Here is a 16,421-nt window from a genome sequence, read left to right as displayed (position 1 = left end):
AATAAAAACAATTGTTTGCCTATAGTCCATTCATTTTACAAAAAAATCAATTAACTTGCAAGGCACTGATATTCTCTGCAATTTGCTAAAAAAGCATATCACATGATTCAAAACCAAAATGTGTTTATGTCATGCTGGCAGCACTTTGGCCTGCTTCATAGAAAGATAAAAGCCCAATCACTATGTGACAGGGCTCATCCATTTTTCTAGTTAACCATTCGCTGTGCTTCACGCAATTGGAAGGTACGGACCTTCCGGGGCAAGAACCGGCGGATTTCATCTTCGTTATATCCGACTTGCAGGCGCTTCTCATCTAATATAATTGGCCTTCTAAGCAAGCCAGGGTTATCTTTGATGATTTTATATAACTCTTGCAGAGGCAAGGCTTCTAAATTGACATTAAGCTTCTGGAACGTTTTCGATCTTGTTGAGATAATTTCATCCGTTCCATCTTCCGTCATGCGAAGAATTTCCTTAATTTCCTCTATTGATAATGGTTCAGAGAAAATATTTCTTTCAGAATAACCAATTTCATGCTCCTCCAGCCACGCTTTGGCTTTTCTGCATGAAGTACAGCTCGGTGATGTATATAATGTTACCATGTTAAAATCACACTCCCTAAGTATAGAATCGGCGATCTATGATGGGAAATCTAATGTATCAGTTATATTTCCATTTTTAATTTGAAATAACTTTAATTAAGTAATTTCTATTAATATTATACACTAAAAATCTCGAATTGAATAGAACTAATCTAAAATAGAAAACTGCTGTGTTTTTTCCTGTATAACAGGTCACTTAGCTAAAAATAGTGAAATGTCAAAATAATTCATCTAGTCTCCATTGATAAAATGAAGGACATTTTCTCAATTAACACCAATTTTCCGAGAATATTTTTTATCGTATATGTATGATGTACCCGCTGCCATAATTTTTAAAACGCATAAAAGGGCATTTTATAAAAAATTTCGCTTTCCTATTGCATAAATCCTTTTTTATCTGTAAAAATAAATCTTTTCTCCCAGCACAGAGAGACCAGCTCGGAGTCCAAGCATTATGAAGCACACGTACTGAAGGCATAAGAGCAGCAGACATATTAATCCTCAGTCTAAAGGGCTGTTATCACAAGGTTGCCGGGAACCCTTTTAAGTAAAGCTGCTGTTATTATCTTTTATATTAGGGGATTTGTCTAAAACGTCTCTTCTAAAACTGATGCTGGCAGAAAAACATAAAAAAAGCCGTGCTTATTCCAACAATATCGAATAAGTACGGCTTTTAGCATTTATGCCTTCCTGAAATATCCATATGGGCAAATTATCAGCGGCCTGGACCAAAGGGATATTTATATCTCTGCATCCTTCATTTAATTTACTGCTTCAAGTATATCTTCTTCATCGCCGCTTTTTTGAAGCTTCAATACTTCCTCAGACGGCTGGTATTCTTTGCCGTAAAACTGAAGGTCTTTATGCGTATGGATTTCCTTGTAAACTACTTTCATATCCTCAAAAATTTCGCTTTCATTTACAGGACTTGATGACCAATATAAAATTTCCATACCATTGATTTTATTTGTTGCAAGAGAGCGCCTGCGATAAGAAATGGAAGACGCATGTATAAATCCTGCACGTTTATAAAAACGAAGCCTTTTTTGTGAATCTTGATCCTCGTCACTCGCAGGTTCCACTTCCAGCAGGATTGGTTTTTGTTTATCCTGCAGCATTTGAATAAGTTTCTTCCCAAGACCCTGCCCCCTGCTGTTTCCTGACACAAACAGGTAATCGATGAAAATAAAGTCCTCTGTCTCCACATACATTAAAACATGGTTCGGCCCCTCATCCTTTTTGTAAATAGAAGCCTTTTCATTCAGCAATGTTTCCATATGCTCTCTTGATTTCATTTCCTGTATAGGAAAGTACTGATTTAATTTTTCATACCAATTCATAAAAATACTCCTTTCGCCTTTTCATGGTTGTAAATTTTCCCTTTTCATCCTAATACTGATTATATACAATGGGTATATAGTATCTTTGATTCGGTACCATTGGGTTAATTAAAGGGGATTATGATTCCGCATTGTAAAGCAGTTAAATTTAGGAGGTAGGTTATGACTGGCTATCTTATTGATTTAGTGATTTTTTCACTGTTAGTAATAGGAATTACTGCTTTTAATGGAGTTTTGACAAACAGCATCGGAGAAAAGCTTTTTGGCGGAAAACAGCGCACGGAAATATCCAGCCGTTCTGAAGGAATACAAAGCGGCTGGCGGAGCGTTGGGGGCAGGAAAAAGCATTGATGCAGAGCGGTAATGCTTTTTCCCCGCAATTTCAGGCGCTTGCCTCTTATGCTGCGGCAAGCTTTTTATGCGTAAGCGGCCAATTCTATGATCCTCCAGCGCAGTTTTGGACCCTGTTATTAGTATGAGTACCCTGCGCCTATTCATTCTAAACATCAGCCCATTTAGCGGAGCTTACATATTTTATGGTGTATAATCAACATTTTCTGTATACGTATTGCCCGCATTCCATAGCAGATATTCTTTAATTCCGCTGTCTTTAAGTGCCCGAATTTGGTCTTCCACCTGTTTCTTGCCGTATTTTTGATAATTCCCGGCTCCAAGATAAGAAGCAGTGAAGTCTTGTATCCACGGTCTGGATTGAGGCGGAGTTTTCAGTGCTGCCAATTTTTTGTTTTCCAGCTCTCCATACTTTTTCAGCAGCTGATATGGCTGCAGGTCAGGTTTGGAAATGCCAAAATACGAAGTCCAATGGCTTGGATAAACCATCGAGGAAATCACATCCACATTTTCTGCTATCTTAGAAAAATTTTGTCCTATTCCCGGTGCTTCAGGCAGTGTGGCTGTATATCCGAAAATATCTGCAGAAACCTTAACTCCATACGGCTTTAATTTCCCTCTCGCATATTTAACAAAATCCGTAACCGCTTGCACCCTTTTATGGGCGTTATCCATCTTAAGATTCTTATATGGCCCCATGCTGTATTTCAGTGTCTTATCCCTTTTTTCAAACCCTTCAGGAAAACGGACGTAATCGAATTGAACTTCCTGAAACCCCATTTTTGCTGCTTCAATGGCGATTCCGACATTATAATCCCATACTTCCTTCAAAAAGGGATTAACAAAAGATTCTCCCCTTCCGTTCTTCCACAGTTCCTTTCCTTCCACATAGGATAAGTCAGGCCTTGCTTTTGAAAGCACAGAATCCTTAAATACAACGACCCTTGCAATCGGATAGATTTTCTTTTTCTCAAGCACCTTCAGCATGCTCTTGGGATTGCTTATGTAATTCTTTCCAATTTTCGCATACAGCGAATTATGATCTTCCGGTTCATATGTAATATTTCCTGTATCGTCTTTCACATCGATGACCATTGAATTCAATTCCGATTTATCAACAAAATCAACAAGCTTTTTGAACCTTGATCCCCCCGCCGAAAATCCAGTAACATAAATGCCGCGGACTGCATCCGGATATTTAAAATCCAGGCCGGAATTGTATGTAAAACGCGACAGTGCATCCGGCAGTTCTTTCTTAGCAAGAGACACCTCGTTCTTCCCGAGATTGCCGCTATTTTCAGGCTCGTCTGCATATACAGAGAGCGGCAATGAACTTGCTAATAATAAGCTTGCAAGTAATGTTTTTTTCTTCATGCGCATGAAATTCCTCCTCTCTTTTACTCTTTTAAACTTTCCAGGCCGTATGGCACCATTCGGAAGAAAACAGAGCTTTATTAACTAATACCACAATTTTGGCAAAAATAAGCATAATTTCACTTTTTTTCTTTTACTTCTGGCGCTTATTTTTCCGAATAAGTCTAAAACCTGCCCAATCAGCATTGGTCAAAATCAATATTCGGCCTTAAGAGAAAAAAACAGCAAATGAAAAACGGCCTCTTCTGGAGACCGTTTTTCATTATTGAGAGTGCATTGCTTTATACTGTTTATATTCTGTTTCAGAGCAGTATACAAAATGCCCTGGCCGGATTTCCCTCATTTTCAGTTCTTCACCCTCTGAGTAATTGTGTACCTTCGAATTATAAACAATACGCTTTCTTTTTCTTTCGCTTTCAGGATCTGGAAGCGGAATTGCTGAAAGAAGCGATTGAGTATAAGGATGGATGGCATGGCTGTATAAATCTTCACTTGGAGCTACTTCAACCAATTTGCCGAAATACATGACACCGATGCGGTCGCTAATATACTTAACCATCGAAAGGTCATGTGCTATGAACAAATATGTTAATCCGTGTTCGATTTGAAGCTTTTTAAGGAGGTTGACCACCTGAGCCTGGATTGATACATCCAGCGCGGAAATCGGTTCATCCGCAATAATGAATTCAGGCTGAACAGCCAAGGCTCTTGCAATTCCGATCCTCTGGCGCTGGCCTCCAGAAAATTCATGCGGATAGCGGTTTGCATGCTCGCGGTTTAGACCGACTGTTTCAAGGAGGCTGTACACCCGCTCCGATCTTTCTTTCGAATTCTTGGCTAGTCCATGAATATCAATTCCCTCTGCGATAATATCAGATACCTTCATACGAGGGTTTAAGGATGCATAAGGATCCTGGAATATCATTTGCATTTTGCGGTTGAAGTCTTTTAACTGAGCTTTTGATTTTTTTCCGTGAACGTTGTTTCCATTAAATATGACTTCTCCGTCTGTTGCATCATAAAGGCGGATGATCGTTCTGCCAGTGGTTGATTTTCCGCAGCCGGACTCTCCTACAAGACCGAATGTCTCGCCTTTGTAAATATCAAATGAAACATCATCAATTGCTTTTACCATACTTGGTTTTCCTACATTGAAATATTGCTTTAAATGTTTAACTTCAACCAATTTTTCACGCTGTTCCATTATTTACCCTCCTGCTCTGCTGAAAACTGTGACATGCGTTTTTTAACAGCCTCAGGCGGTTCAACATGAGGGGCATCTGGATGCAAAAGCCATGTCGCTGCATAATGTGTATCAGAAACCTTGAACATTGGCGGCTGTTCCTCTAAATCAATTTGCATAGCATACTGGTTCCTCGGCGCAAATGCATCTCCTTTAGGAGGGAACAACAGGTTTGGAGGTGTTCCAGGTATTGCATACAGCTCTTCATCCTTGGAATCAAGGCTCGGCATGGAACTGATCAATCCCCATGTATACGGATGCTTCGGGTTGTAAAAAATCTCATCCACTGTCCCGATTTCAACAATCTTTCCGCCGTACATTACAGCTACACGGTCGGCCACGTTTGCTACAACACCCAAATCATGGGTAATGAAAATAATGGACGTGTCAATCTTGTTTTGCAGGTCTTTCATAAGCTCGAGAATCTGCGCTTGAATGGTTACATCAAGTGCTGTCGTTGGTTCGTCAGCTATTAAAACCTTTGGATTGCAGGCAAGGGCAATGGCAATGACCACACGCTGCCTCATACCGCCAGAAAATTGATGAGGATATTGCTGAAAGCGCTCTTCGGCATTTGGAATCCCAACCAGTTTAAGAAGCTCAATTGCTCTCTGCTTTGCAGCCGCCTTCGAAAGTTTTTGATGTCTGACGATCGGTTCCATTATCTGTTTTCCAATTTTAATGGTTGGATTTAAAGATGTCATAGGATCCTGGAAAATCATCGATATATCTTTACCGCGGATTTTCTGCATTTTTTTATCAGATAGCTTGGCTAAATCTTTGCCGTCAAAAAGAATTTCACCCTTTTTGATTTCAGAGTTGTTTTGAGGCAGAAGCCGCATTATTGCTTTTGTAGTAACAGACTTGCCTGATCCGGACTCGCCGACAATCGCAAGTGTTTCACCCTTTTTAACACTGAAGTTTACTCCGCGGATGGCTTGTACCTCACCAGCGAAAGTATGGAAAGATATGTTTAAGTCTTTAACTTCCAAAATATTTTCCATGAATTTCCCCCACTCTCTTAATCACGCATTTTTGGATCCAAAGCATCTCGGAGTCCATCTGCAATCATATTGAATGCAATCATTATTAAACTGATAACAATTGCTGGAATGATCATTTCATGAGGATGCAGGCGAAGTACCTTGTATCCGTCATTTATCAATGTACCAAGAGAAGCCTTTGGTGCCTGCAGCCCTAATCCGATGAAGCTTAAAAATGCTTCGAAGAAAATTGCATTCGGAATCGTAAACATTGTGTTGATAATGATTACACCAGATAAGTTAGGCAATAAATGCTTCGATATGATTTTTCCATTTGAATTCCCCAATGTTCTGGAGGCAAGGACGAACTCCTGCTCTTTCAGCTTAAGCACCTGTGCACGCACTACCCGTGCCATACCAACCCAGCCGGTGATGCTCATTGCCACCGTGATTGAAATAATGCCCGGCTCAAGAACAAGGATCATCAAGATAACGACAATCAGTGTCGGAACTCCAGATAATATTTCTGTAATACGCTGCATCGTATTATCCAGCTTCCCTCCGAAGTAGCCAGAAATGGCTCCATATGCAACACCTATGATCATATCAATCAAAGCTGCTAGAAAAGCAATATATAAGGAAGTTTGAGTACCCTTCCAGATCCTTGTGAACAAATCGCGCCCAAGAACATCTGTACCAAACCAATAATATTCTTTTACATTTTTTAGCTTATACATATCCATTTCAACGCCCGCTGGATTCTTTTTTACACCATCAAAAGGCAGCCAGCTTATATTTTCAAGGCCTTGAATTTTCGGAGGAAGGTTTTGGTAGCGGACGTTTTGTGCGTCAGCATCCCTTCCGCTGATCATAGGGCCGATAAATGCCATAAGGATCAGGAATATCATCAAATAAAGGCTGATGACCGCCCCTTTATTCTTTTTAACTCGCAGCCATGCATCCTGCCAAAAGTTCAAGCTGGGTTTATTGATATTTTCACTCACTGAAGAATCAATGACAGCAGGAGCAAATCTTTCAGGTGCAATTTTCTCTTTCTTTATAGCCATTATTTTTTACCTCCTGACAGCCTGATGCGAGGATCAATAACTCCATATAAAATATCCACAATTAAGATAATTACAACGAATAATGCAGCAAACAGCAAAGTTGTTCCCATAATGACATTATAATCATTAACCTGGATCGACTTAACGAACTGCTCCCCGATGCCTGGTATTGCAAAAATCTGCTCAACTACAAGAGAACCAGTCATAAGGGCTGCTGTTAATGGCCCAAGGACTGTTACTACTGGAATGAGCGCATTTCTTAATGCATGCTTGAACGCAATATCGAAAAAGCTTGCGCCCTTCGCTTTGGCAAGCGTAATATAATCCGATCCCAAAACTTCAATCATTTCTGTTCTCATGAAACGGGCGGCAATGGCAATAACAAACATGCTGAGCGCTATTGTTGGAAGAATCGTATACTCAAACCCTTTCCAGAAAAGAACAGGAAACCATCCCAGTTTTAGCGCTACAAAATATTGAAGCAATCCTGCAAATACAAAGTTTGGAATCGCTTTTCCGGCAACAGCCAGGAAGGTCGTTGAATAATCTACCCATGTATTTTGCTTAATGGCGGCCAATACACCAAGAATGATTCCGACAATTGAACCGAAAATCATTGCCTGAATTCCAAGCTGGAAAGATGGCCCTATTCTTTTAGAAAGCAATTCAGTTACCGGAGTATTACCAAATTGGAAAGCTGTGCCCAAATTCCCCTGTGCAAGGTGGCCGATATATTTGGCATATTGCACTGGGACAGGATCGTTAAGCCCATATTGTGTTTTCATGATTTCCAGCTGTGCAGGCGGCAATTTAGCAGCACTGGCAAATGGTGTTCCTGGAATGATCTTCATTAGAAAAAAGGTTGCGGACGCAATGATGAACAGTGTCGCTATCATGTAAAAAACCCTTGTCAATAAATAACGGATCATAAGCGCACCTCCTGTTTAATTTTAATTTTCCCTATATTTCGACAATTGTCATACAGGGAAAAAGAGAGTATATCTTGGAATATACTCTCTTTTCAACTCCTAAACTATCATTATTTAGAAACGAAAAATGCTGTTAATATCTTATTCTTGTGTGATATAAGTCCATTTGTAGCAATAATCCGGACCGTAATCATACTTTGCAATGTCTTTAACTTTTGCAGCTTGAAGGATAGCGCTTGAACGCTGATAGATTGGTGCAATTGCTGCATCCTTTTCAATAAGGATTTTCTCAGCTTCTAACAATGTTTTGTAGTATTCATTAGGATTTCCGCCAAGCTCTGTACGTGCTTTTGTGATCAGCTTGTCGTATTCTTTGTTGGAATATCCCATTCTGTTGCTTCCTCCGCCAGTAACGAATAGGTCAGAGAATGTCATTGGATCGCGGAAATCCGGTCCCCATCCTGCAACTTGAATATCGTAATCCATTTTGTTGTCGCGCTCTAGACGGACAGCGAAAGGAACTGCTTCTACTTTAATCGTTAAACCAGGAAGATTTGTTTCAAGCTGGCTTTTGAAATACTCAGCTGTTTTCTTAGCACTTTCTGTGTCATCGCCAAGGAAACGCAGAGTCAGGCTTTTCTTGCCTAGCTCTTTCAAGCCTTTTTCCCATGAAGCTTTTGCTGCATCTTTGTCAAACTTAAGCAAATCGCCGTTCACTTCGCGCCAGTCTTTTCCTGTATTAGGATCAGTTACGAATTCTTTTGGCATTTGAGCATTTGCAGGGATAGATCCGTTATTCAGGATGCTTGCTGCATAATCATCTTTGTTGAATGCTTGTGCTACTGCACGGCGAATGTTTTCATTCTTGAAGCCGGAAGTTGCATTTTCATTCATCTTAAGCCAGAAAACTGTTTTTTCCAGTTTGTTGTTCAAACGGCTGTCGCCTTCATATTGAGGAACAAGGTCTGAAGAAAGCTTTCCTGTAACATCAACTTCGCCAGCTTCAAATGCATTGACTGCTGCAGAAGAATCTTTAACAGAGTTGAATGTAAGCTTGGTCATCTTCACTTTGTCTGCATCCCAATAATTTTTGTTCTTTTCAAGTACCCACTCAGTATCTGAAGGGCCGTCCCATTTTGTCATTACAAATGGTCCATTGTATAGAAGGTTATCTTTATTGCTTGCATAGTTTTTGCCTTTTTCCTTAACAAATTTCTCTTGTTGAGGATAGAAAGTCGGGAATGCGAATAAATCTTCCCAGTATGGAATCGGCTGTTCGAAAGTAACAACCAGTGTTTTGTCGTCTTTAGCAACTACGCCAAGCTTCTTAACATCGTAAGGCTTCTTAGCTGCTGCTGCATCTGTGATTTCCTGGGCTCCTTTGATTTTTCCGCCCATCATGTATGGTCCGTAAGGTGAAGCTGTTTTAGGGTCGATTGCACGCTGCCATGCAAAAACGAAGTCCTGTGCAGTGATTGGATCTCCATTAGACCATTTTGCATCTCTGATTTTGAATGTAAATTCTGTTTTATCAGCATTTACTTGCGGCTCGCCGTCTGAAAGAGCTGGAACCGGCTTATTTTTTTGGTCAAGGCGGTATAAACCTTCGCCTACGTTGTTGATGTAAGTAAAGCTTGTAGATCCTTCTGCAAGAGCAGTATCCATAGTTGGAATTTCAGAAGACTCTAAAATCTTTGCTTCCTGTTTAGAAGCTAACTTCGAGCTTGTTGCCTTGCCATCACCTTTGTCTTTGCCCTTATCACTTGAATTATTATCGTCTTTACCGCTGCATGCAGCAAGAATCAAACTAAATACAAGTGTAAGAACTAAAAGCAAAGAAAATTTTGACTTTTTCGAATTCGTGACACCCCTCTTTTTAAAAATTCTTACAAAGATTATTATACAATTTTTTAAATTTTTGTACATAAGCTTTTTTAAAAAAGTTAATTAAAATGTAATAATATTTTAAAAAATAGCTATTTTACAGGTTGATTTCCTAAAATCTTCTATATATTTTAACATTATTACCCTTTAACGAGTAAGAGCGCTAAAGTGAAATAGGTCTTTATATTTATCATATTTTACTCCAATGTGTCTTTTCCTTTGGTTTGTACACGTATATTTCTATTTTCGAATAATTTTTATTCTTTTTATCGTTCTTTGTTCTCTGATATAATGATAGGAAAAAAATACTGGAGCGAGGGTCAGCCATTTTGAAAAAAACAGCGACATTCTTTTTTATTTTGCTACTTTTAACACTGCTGCTCATTTTTGCGGTATATCGCGATTTATCTTTGCTTTACTTTATTAATATGTCTTTTTATGTGGGCGGGGCCGTTTTATTCATGGGTATATTGGGCTTTGTCACACAGAAGGGCTTTTTTGACGGTATTTCATATAGCTTTCGCAGGATCTTCAGGGCAAAGTATGAAAGCGGTGATGAAATGGAAGATATTCCGCGGCTATCAGGCATCGTGTCAATGGATTTGCGCCCTGCACTTTTGTCAGGATTGATGCTGCTCGTAATCATGATGATTTCACTATATATATACTACTTATGATTCTGCATTTTTTTGTCTATCCTGATATAATGGGTGTTCCATAAAAATCACTGGATAATGCAGCTAAATACAACTAAAATGAAAGATAAACCCGATGCTTGATTAGAATCATCGGATGTTTCTAAGAGGAGTGACTAGCAGTTGAAGAGAATATTTTCAGGCATTCAGCCTACAGGTTCCGTAACGCTTGGCAATTATATAGGAGCCTTGAAGCAATTTGTGGAATTACAGAATGAATATGATTGCTACTTTTGCATAGTGGACGAGCATGCCATCACCGTCCCTCAGGACCGCCTTGAATTAAGGGAGAACACAAGGAAACTTGCCGCCCTATATCTGGCAATTGGCCTTGATCCCGAAAAGAACACAATCTTTATCCAATCCGAAGTGCCTGCGCATACTCAGGCAGGATGGCTCCTGCAATGCATCTCTTATATAGGAGAGCTTGAGCGGATGACACAGTTTAAGGATAAATCACATGGCAAGGAAGGCGTATCTTCCGGCCTGCTTACTTATCCGCCTCTGATGGCCGCAGATATTCTTTTATATAATACAGATATTGTTCCTGTTGGCGATGATCAAAAGCAGCATATCGAGCTGACAAGAGATCTGGCAGAGCGGTTCAATAAGAAGTACAGCGATATTCTTAAGATTCCTGAAATCAGCCTGCCAAAAGTGGGGGCGCGGATTATGTCCCTGCAGGAACCGCTTAAGAAAATGAGCAAATCCGACCCTAATAAGAAAGCTACCATTACATTGCTTGATGACCCTAAACAGATTGAGAAGAAAATCAAGAGCGCGGTCACCGATTCTGAAGGCATTGTTAAATATGATAAAGAAAACAAACCGGGTGTTTCCAACCTTCTATCCATCTACTCTATTTTTAGCCATAAAACAATCGGTGAAATTGAGAGTATGTATGAAGGAAAAGGATATGGCGATTTCAAAAGCGGCCTTGCCGAAGTCGTTTTAAATGAAATAAAGCCTATCCAGGAAAGATTTTATGAGCTGCTTGAGTCATCCGAGCTCGATGATATCCTTGACAGAGGTGCTGAAAAAGCAAATATCGAGGCAAATCGAATGATGAAAAAGATGCTGAACGGAATGGGACTGGGCAGAAAAAGAAGGTAAAATGTATGTTTTCTGTCTGAACTGCAGATAAAAAGGAAGGGAACAGCCTCTAATAAGGCTGCTCCCTTTTTTCATGTATTTAAAGCATCGACGGACTGTCTCCTACTTCCATTTCCCATAGCTTCTCGAAAAAGGGCTGCCCCTTCACAAGATTTTCGCATATGTTTAAATGCTTATCTGTCCAGCCATCCTTCATTTCTTCATAAAGTCCCAGCCAGGCATGATCAAAGTTCATTTCTTGTATAAATGCATATTTCTCAGGTGCCCATTCAGTATACCAATAACGGATTTCAGCCGTGTTTTTTGCCGTCAAAAGCTGGTCCAATGCCATAAACAGCAGCTGTTTCAGCTGCCTTTCCTTCCTCGTAAGCCCATTCATGAACTGTGGCGATGGAGATAATATATGATATTCCTTGGCTGATGTTTGTGAATCGCCGAATGTGTAATCTAATTCGCTGTGGTTTTCTATCATGTCATAAACAATTTGCTCCTGCCGCGGAATCAATCTGCTTTTCCTGATTGGTATATGGTAGCCAATTGTATCCACTGCAAGTATGCCTGTTCCATCTGTAATGACAAAACAGTAATCCATCTGGATTCTCTCATGGTTTTTTCTAGTGAAGGCTTTTTGGAAAACATCATTAAGCAGTGTTTTCGGCAATTCCGCCAAATCATTTTCTATGTAATTAAACAAAGCTGCCGAAATTTTTAATAATGGAACTTGATCAAGCAACTCGATTCCATCATCTTTTCTCCATTCATGAAAATGGCAGATGTTATAGCCATTTTCTTCTCCTTCAAACCAATTAACCCAAACATCATGAAGATATAGCATGAATTCATCCCTCGCTTACAATAATCTGTTTGTCCATCAGTATAGGCATCCTAAAGAGAAATTATTCCATTTGATCTTCCCAAATTATTAATAGGCGGAGTATAGGCTTACAGCTCTTTATTATTCAGAAATTTTTCCGCAGAAATACTGAAAGATTGCATGAAAGGTATTTTGCTTTGCTTTTTCACTAAATGGTATCCCATGCAATACCCAAGCATTGAAGGGTATCTTCCTTGGCCGAGCAAAATGGAATCATGGAGTTTTTCATGTCTTTTTACGTAAATATGTTTTTCAACATACCTGATCCAGTATTCTTCCAGCTTTTCTTCGCTGTGAACCGCTGTCCAGCCCGCCAAATATTCTTTTCCTAAATGGTGTGCCACCGCATTCTCAGCAAGACCTTCCATAATCATGGAATCAAGCAAGTTTGGCTCTTCTTCACGGCCGGCCATTTTGTTAAGACGGCAAACATGATGATATTCGTGTATAAATAACGCTTCTAGCTCTTTATCCTTTATTCCTGCATGGATAAATAACAGCATTTTATCAGGAAATGCCAGACCGGATTTATTTTCAATGGATCTTTCTAAAAATCCCGGCTGTTTTAAGGGAAAAATATAAATAGGCACATCAGGCCCGTTCCAATTTTTTTTGTATTTATTGAAGATTTTTTTTCCCTTTGCCCAGATATCATTATCCATCAGAGACTCCGCATCTCTTTTGGACTTTTGCCCAGGTGAATACATTCCGTAGCTCTTAAGATATTGATAAAGTTTTTTAGCATCTTGTTCCATAAAGAGTTCTTTGAAATGATCGCAAATTGCTGACGGGTTAAAAAAATCATCCCTCAGCCATTCGTTTGTGTTTTCTATCCCCATACAGCTCACCTCATTTTCATATACAGTATCGTATGAACATCCTGAAAAAATGAGCAAGGATTACTAAATAATTTTTTTAAAAAAAGGCTATTTTCATAAACTTTGCTTCTATGGAACAAGGTGGCTGATTTCCGTTACAGGATGCCCGCTTTCCGCGGGGCGGGCGGTGAACCTCCTTCGGCTGCGCCTGCGGTCTCACCTATTCCGCGGAGTCTCGCACCTTACACTCCAATCAACGTGACTTAACAATGGAATCGCCTCACAGAACACATTAAAAAATGCCTGAAGACCTGTCTTTAAAAAAACAGGTCTCAGGCATTATTACACTGCGTTTTATAGTTCGGTCCTTTTTTCACGTCCTGCGTTAAGCAGAAAATAAGACGTTCCAAAAAAGCTTTGGAAAGATAAAATCATTTTCTATGTTTCCCTGACAAAGGAGCATGTGCTATGTTTATTCGTACTTTTTGAAGACCAGTGTTGCATTATGGCCTCCAAATCCTAATGAGTTGCTCATTACTGCTTTCAGCTCTGCTTTTCTAGCGGAGTTTGCTACATAATCCAGATCACATTCTGGATCTGCTGTCTCCAAATTGATTGTCGGAGGAAGAATGCTGTCTCTGATTGCTTGAAGAGAGAAAATGGCTTCTACTCCTCCGGCAGCACCAAGCAGGTGGCCTGTCATGGATTTGGTAGAGCTTATAGCAAGGTCATATGCATGGCTTCCAAATACTTCTTTAACCGCCATAGTTTCATACTTGTCGTTATATGCAGTACTTGTACCGTGGGCATTGATATAATCAATGTCAGTAGGGTTCATGCCAGCGTCATTTAGTGCCATTTTCATCGCACGGGCGCCGCCTTCCCCGCCTGGAGCAGGAGCTGTAATATGATAAGCATCTCCAGTGGATCCGTAGCCAACCACTTCGCCATAAATTTTGGCTCCGCGGCTCAAGGCATGCTCCAATTCTTCCAGTACAACTATGCCTGCTCCTTCACCGATAACAAATCCATCTCTGTTTAAGTCGAATGGACGGCTTGCTGTTTGGGGATCCGGATTTGTTGAAAGAGCAGTATTTGAGCAGAAGCCTGCTACAGACATTTTTGTTATAGGTGCTTCTGCTCCTCCGCTGATCATTACATCGGCATCTCCGCGCTGAATGACCTTAAAAGCGTCGCCAATTGAGTTTGTTCCAGTTGCACAAGCCGTTACAGTACAGGAATTCATTCCTTTTGCTCCAAGCAAAATAGAAACCTGGCCTGCAGCCATATCAGGAATAATCATTGGAACAAAGAAGGGGCTGACACGTTTATAGCCTCTTTTTTGAAAATTTTCAAACTGATTTTCAAAGGTTTCCATACCACCGATTCCAGAACCGATCCATACACCCACACGCGGGGCATTTTGATCTGTGATTTCCAGACTGGAATCCTTTACAGCCATCACGGAAGCCGCAATAGCATAGTGTGTGAAGCGATCCATTTTTCTTGCTTCTTTTCTATCTACATATTGCTCGATATCAAAGTCCTTCACTTCAGCTGCAACTTTTGAAGGATATTCATCTGCATTTAATCGTGTCAGGGGGCCAATGCCCGTTTTGCCATCCACAATATTAGCCCATGTAGTTTCTGCATCATTTCCTAAAGGTGTTACTGCACCTATTCCCGTGACAACCACTCGACGATTATTCATAAAAACTTGCTCCTTTCATAATAAAGCGCCCGCCCCGGATAATGTATGCCAGTCGAATATGCCTGCTGCATCAAGCTAACCTGAATCTCTTTATCCGGTTTGCCGCGTAAAAATTAGAATCTTATATGTTTCATTACATTACTTACAGTAAGATCCCTTCAAGGGAAATTCAGCATAGCGCCCAGCCACCCCTAATAGGGGGGGATACCTGCCTGCTGATGGAAGCTTTGCTTTATTTTTATCGGCCCCAGCGAAGTGCGATGGCACCCCATGTAAGACCGCCGCCAAATCCTACCAGAACAACAACATCATCATCTTTTATCTTGCCTGCTTCCAATTCCTCTACCATTGCAATAGGAATTGATGAAGCAGAACTGTTTCCATATTTAGCAACCGTTTTTGACATCTTTTCAGCCGGCAGCCCAAGGCGTTCCCTGGAAGCTTCCATGATACGGATATTTGCCTGATGGGGAACTAAAAAGCTCACATCTTCTTTCGTTAATCCTGCTTTTTCAATAACATTTATACAGGATTCGCCCATTTGGCGAACAGCGAATTTGAATACTTCACGGCCGTTCATGAACAGATGCGGCCCATTTTGATACAAATGCTTTCCGCCAGATCCGTCAGAGCCAAGCTCAAATGACAGAATTCCCCTGCCTTCAGAAACTGGGCCCATTACTGCAGCTCCTGCTCCATCACCGAAAAGCACAGCAGTATTGCGGTCATTCCAATCGGTTATTTTTGAGAGTTTTTCAACTCCAACAATCAATACATATTTATAAGTGCCGTTTTTAATAAACTGTTCCGCTGTAATCATACCATACATAAACCCTGAACAGGCGGCGCTGATATCCATTGCAGCTGCCTTTTTTGCGCCAAGTTTATCTTGGATCATACAAGCAACTGATGGAAATGGCTGGTCAGGTGTTACGGTCCCTACAAGAATTAAATCTAGTTCTTCGGCAGAAATTCCTGCATTCTTAATGGCATTGAGAGCTGCTTCATAAGCCATATCAGAAGTATCAACGTCATCTGCTGCAATTCTTCTTTCTTCAATGCCAGTTCTGGTGCGGATCCATTCATCACTTGTATCCACCATTTTCTCAAGGTCAAAGTTCGTTAAAACTTTTTCCGGCAAGCTGCGGCCCATCCCTAAGATTCCTGCATTCATTTTTGACAACCCCTTATCTATTGTTATTTAATCTTTTATTATCAAATATTATTACCTGGTACTAATCTTATTAAAAACTTCCCCCACTTGCAACAGATATCGCTTAAAAAAGGCGCTGGCCTGGATATATCCCAGTAAATTCGGGCCTTGCTGGACAAGAGCCTGCTCAATAAAGCGGCTGGCGGCATACTTTAAATATGAACAATGGCATGGCCCTTGATCAGGAAATGCTTCTTCGGCACTTCCTTTGGCAGCCATTGCTT

Annotated in this window: 16 protein-coding genes; 3 read left to right on the top strand and 13 right to left on the bottom strand. The window is 40.4% G+C overall.

Annotated features, from left to right (window positions below; genetic code table 11):
* Nucleotides 1–206: 206 nt before the first annotated feature.
* Both spxA and ACN6MY_RS07715 read right to left on the bottom strand, forming a co-directional pair.
* Nucleotides 207–602: a transcriptional regulator SpxA gene (gene spxA, locus ACN6MY_RS07720; RefSeq protein ID WP_419883440.1), complete on the bottom strand. Its 396-nt coding sequence runs from the start codon at nt 600–602 to the stop codon at nt 207–209.
* Between the two features lie 761 nt (nt 603–1,363).
* Complete coding sequence (locus ACN6MY_RS07715; RefSeq protein ID WP_419883439.1) at nt 1,364–1,942, bottom strand: GNAT family N-acetyltransferase; 579 nt, start codon at nt 1,940–1,942, stop codon at nt 1,364–1,366.
* A gap of 162 nt (nt 1,943–2,104) precedes the next feature.
* Between ACN6MY_RS07715 and ACN6MY_RS07710 the strand changes: the two genes are divergently transcribed.
* Nucleotides 2,105–2,293, top strand: coding sequence for a hypothetical protein (locus tag ACN6MY_RS07710; protein ID WP_419883438.1), 189 nt, complete (start codon nt 2,105–2,107; stop codon nt 2,291–2,293).
* 183 nt (nt 2,294–2,476) lie between these two features.
* Here the strand turns inward: ACN6MY_RS07710 and ACN6MY_RS07705 are convergent, their stop codons facing one another.
* The 6 genes from ACN6MY_RS07705 to ACN6MY_RS07680 form a co-directional block, all read right to left on the bottom strand.
* On the bottom strand, nt 2,477–3,667 hold the full coding sequence (locus ACN6MY_RS07705) for a putative glycoside hydrolase (protein ID WP_419884104.1): 1,191 nt from the start codon (nt 3,665–3,667) through the stop codon (nt 2,477–2,479).
* A gap of 262 nt (nt 3,668–3,929) precedes the next feature.
* On the bottom strand, nt 3,930–4,871 hold the full coding sequence (locus tag ACN6MY_RS07700; RefSeq protein ID WP_419883437.1) for an ABC transporter ATP-binding protein: 942 nt from the start codon (nt 4,869–4,871) through the stop codon (nt 3,930–3,932).
* On the bottom strand, nt 4,871–5,914 hold the full coding sequence (locus ACN6MY_RS07695; RefSeq protein WP_419883436.1) for an ABC transporter ATP-binding protein: 1,044 nt from the start codon (nt 5,912–5,914) through the stop codon (nt 4,871–4,873). Before ACN6MY_RS07695 ends, ACN6MY_RS07700 begins: the two co-directional genes overlap by 1 nt.
* A gap of 17 nt (nt 5,915–5,931) precedes the next feature.
* Entirely contained in the window at nt 5,932–6,960 is a 1,029-nt protein-coding gene (gene opp3C / locus ACN6MY_RS07690) for an oligopeptide ABC transporter permease (protein WP_419883435.1), read from the bottom strand.
* Nucleotides 6,960–7,889 carry an oligopeptide ABC transporter permease gene (opp3b, locus tag ACN6MY_RS07685; RefSeq protein ID WP_419883434.1) on the bottom strand — a complete coding sequence of 310 codons (930 nt, stop codon included), beginning with the start codon at nt 7,887–7,889 and terminating at the stop codon, nt 6,960–6,962. The genes opp3C and opp3b overlap by 1 nt, the downstream gene beginning before the upstream one ends.
* A gap of 141 nt (nt 7,890–8,030) precedes the next feature.
* On the bottom strand, nt 8,031–9,725 hold the full coding sequence (locus ACN6MY_RS07680; protein ID WP_419883433.1) for a peptide ABC transporter substrate-binding protein: 1,695 nt from the start codon (nt 9,723–9,725) through the stop codon (nt 8,031–8,033).
* A 377-nt stretch (nt 9,726–10,102) separates the two neighbouring features.
* Here ACN6MY_RS07680 and ACN6MY_RS07675 point away from each other — a divergent pair, with 377 nt between their 5' ends.
* Both ACN6MY_RS07675 and trpS read left to right on the top strand, forming a co-directional pair.
* Nucleotides 10,103–10,450 carry a DUF3899 domain-containing protein gene (locus ACN6MY_RS07675; protein WP_419883432.1) on the top strand — a complete coding sequence of 116 codons (348 nt, stop codon included), beginning with the start codon at nt 10,103–10,105 and terminating at the stop codon, nt 10,448–10,450.
* 141 nt (nt 10,451–10,591) lie between these two features.
* Nucleotides 10,592–11,581 (top strand): tryptophan--tRNA ligase, encoded by a 990-nt coding sequence (trpS, locus tag ACN6MY_RS07670; RefSeq protein ID WP_419883431.1) that lies wholly within the window; start codon nt 10,592–10,594, stop codon nt 11,579–11,581.
* A gap of 79 nt (nt 11,582–11,660) precedes the next feature.
* Here the strand turns inward: trpS and ACN6MY_RS07665 are convergent, their stop codons facing one another.
* The 5 genes from ACN6MY_RS07665 to ACN6MY_RS07645 all read right to left on the bottom strand — a co-directional run bounded on the left by ACN6MY_RS07665 (nt 11,661) and on the right by ACN6MY_RS07645 (nt 16,416).
* Entirely contained in the window at nt 11,661–12,416 is a 756-nt protein-coding gene (locus ACN6MY_RS07665; protein WP_419883430.1) for a YjbA family protein, read from the bottom strand.
* 107 nt (nt 12,417–12,523) lie between these two features.
* The gene (locus ACN6MY_RS07660) at nt 12,524–13,294 is read right to left on the bottom strand and encodes a DUF2268 domain-containing protein (RefSeq protein WP_419883429.1); all 771 of its coding nucleotides are present in this window, start codon (nt 13,292–13,294) and stop codon (nt 12,524–12,526) included.
* Nucleotides 13,295–13,745: 451 nt separating this feature from the next.
* Nucleotides 13,746–14,984 (bottom strand): beta-ketoacyl-ACP synthase II, encoded by a 1,239-nt coding sequence (gene fabF / locus ACN6MY_RS07655; protein WP_419883428.1) that lies wholly within the window; start codon nt 14,982–14,984, stop codon nt 13,746–13,748.
* A gap of 238 nt (nt 14,985–15,222) precedes the next feature.
* Nucleotides 15,223–16,158, bottom strand: a complete 936-nt coding sequence (locus ACN6MY_RS07650) for a beta-ketoacyl-ACP synthase III (protein ID WP_071351917.1) — start codon at nt 16,156–16,158, stop codon at nt 15,223–15,225.
* A 51-nt stretch (nt 16,159–16,209) separates the two neighbouring features.
* The gene (locus ACN6MY_RS07645) at nt 16,210–16,416 is read right to left on the bottom strand and encodes a hypothetical protein (protein WP_419883427.1); all 207 of its coding nucleotides are present in this window, start codon (nt 16,414–16,416) and stop codon (nt 16,210–16,212) included.
* Nucleotides 16,417–16,421: the final 5 nt, after the last annotated feature.

It is taken from the genome of Peribacillus sp. B-H-3, from assembly GCF_048572925.1.
In the GTDB taxonomy this organism is placed as follows: Bacteria; Bacillota; Bacilli; order Bacillales; family DSM-1321; genus Peribacillus.
This window is presented reverse-complemented; position numbering and strand designations above follow the sequence as displayed.

Bases quoted from the DNA above. Each gene is read 5' to 3' on its own strand.
- spxA (WP_419883440.1), bottom strand. From the start codon at position 602: ATGGTAACATTATATACATCACCGAGCTGTACTTCATGCAGAAAAGCC.
- ACN6MY_RS07715 (WP_419883439.1), bottom strand. From the start codon at position 1,942: ATGAATTGGTATGAAAAATTAAATCAGTACTTTCCTATACAGGAAATG.
- ACN6MY_RS07710 (WP_419883438.1), top strand. From the start codon at position 2,105: ATGACTGGCTATCTTATTGATTTAGTGATTTTTTCACTGTTAGTAATA.
- ACN6MY_RS07705 (WP_419884104.1), bottom strand. From the start codon at position 3,667: ATGAAGAAAAAAACATTACTTGCAAGCTTATTATTAGCAAGTTCATTG.
- ACN6MY_RS07700 (WP_419883437.1), bottom strand. From the start codon at position 4,871: ATGGAACAGCGTGAAAAATTGGTTGAAGTTAAACATTTAAAGCAATAT.
- ACN6MY_RS07695 (WP_419883436.1), bottom strand. From the start codon at position 5,914: ATGGAAAATATTTTGGAAGTTAAAGACTTAAACATATCTTTCCATACT.
- opp3C (WP_419883435.1), bottom strand. From the start codon at position 6,960: ATGGCTATAAAGAAAGAGAAAATTGCACCTGAAAGATTTGCTCCTGCT.
- opp3b (WP_419883434.1), bottom strand. From the start codon at position 7,889: ATGATCCGTTATTTATTGACAAGGGTTTTTTACATGATAGCGACACTG.
- ACN6MY_RS07665 (WP_419883430.1), bottom strand. From the start codon at position 12,416: ATGCTATATCTTCATGATGTTTGGGTTAATTGGTTTGAAGGAGAAGAA.
- ACN6MY_RS07660 (WP_419883429.1), bottom strand. From the start codon at position 13,294: ATGGGGATAGAAAACACAAACGAATGGCTGAGGGATGATTTTTTTAAC.
- fabF (WP_419883428.1), bottom strand. From the start codon at position 14,984: ATGAATAATCGTCGAGTGGTTGTCACGGGAATAGGTGCAGTAACACCT.
- ACN6MY_RS07650 (WP_071351917.1), bottom strand. From the start codon at position 16,158: ATGAATGCAGGAATCTTAGGGATGGGCCGCAGCTTGCCGGAAAAAGTT.
- ACN6MY_RS07645 (WP_419883427.1), bottom strand. From the start codon at position 16,416: ATGGCTGCCAAAGGAAGTGCCGAAGAAGCATTTCCTGATCAAGGGCCA.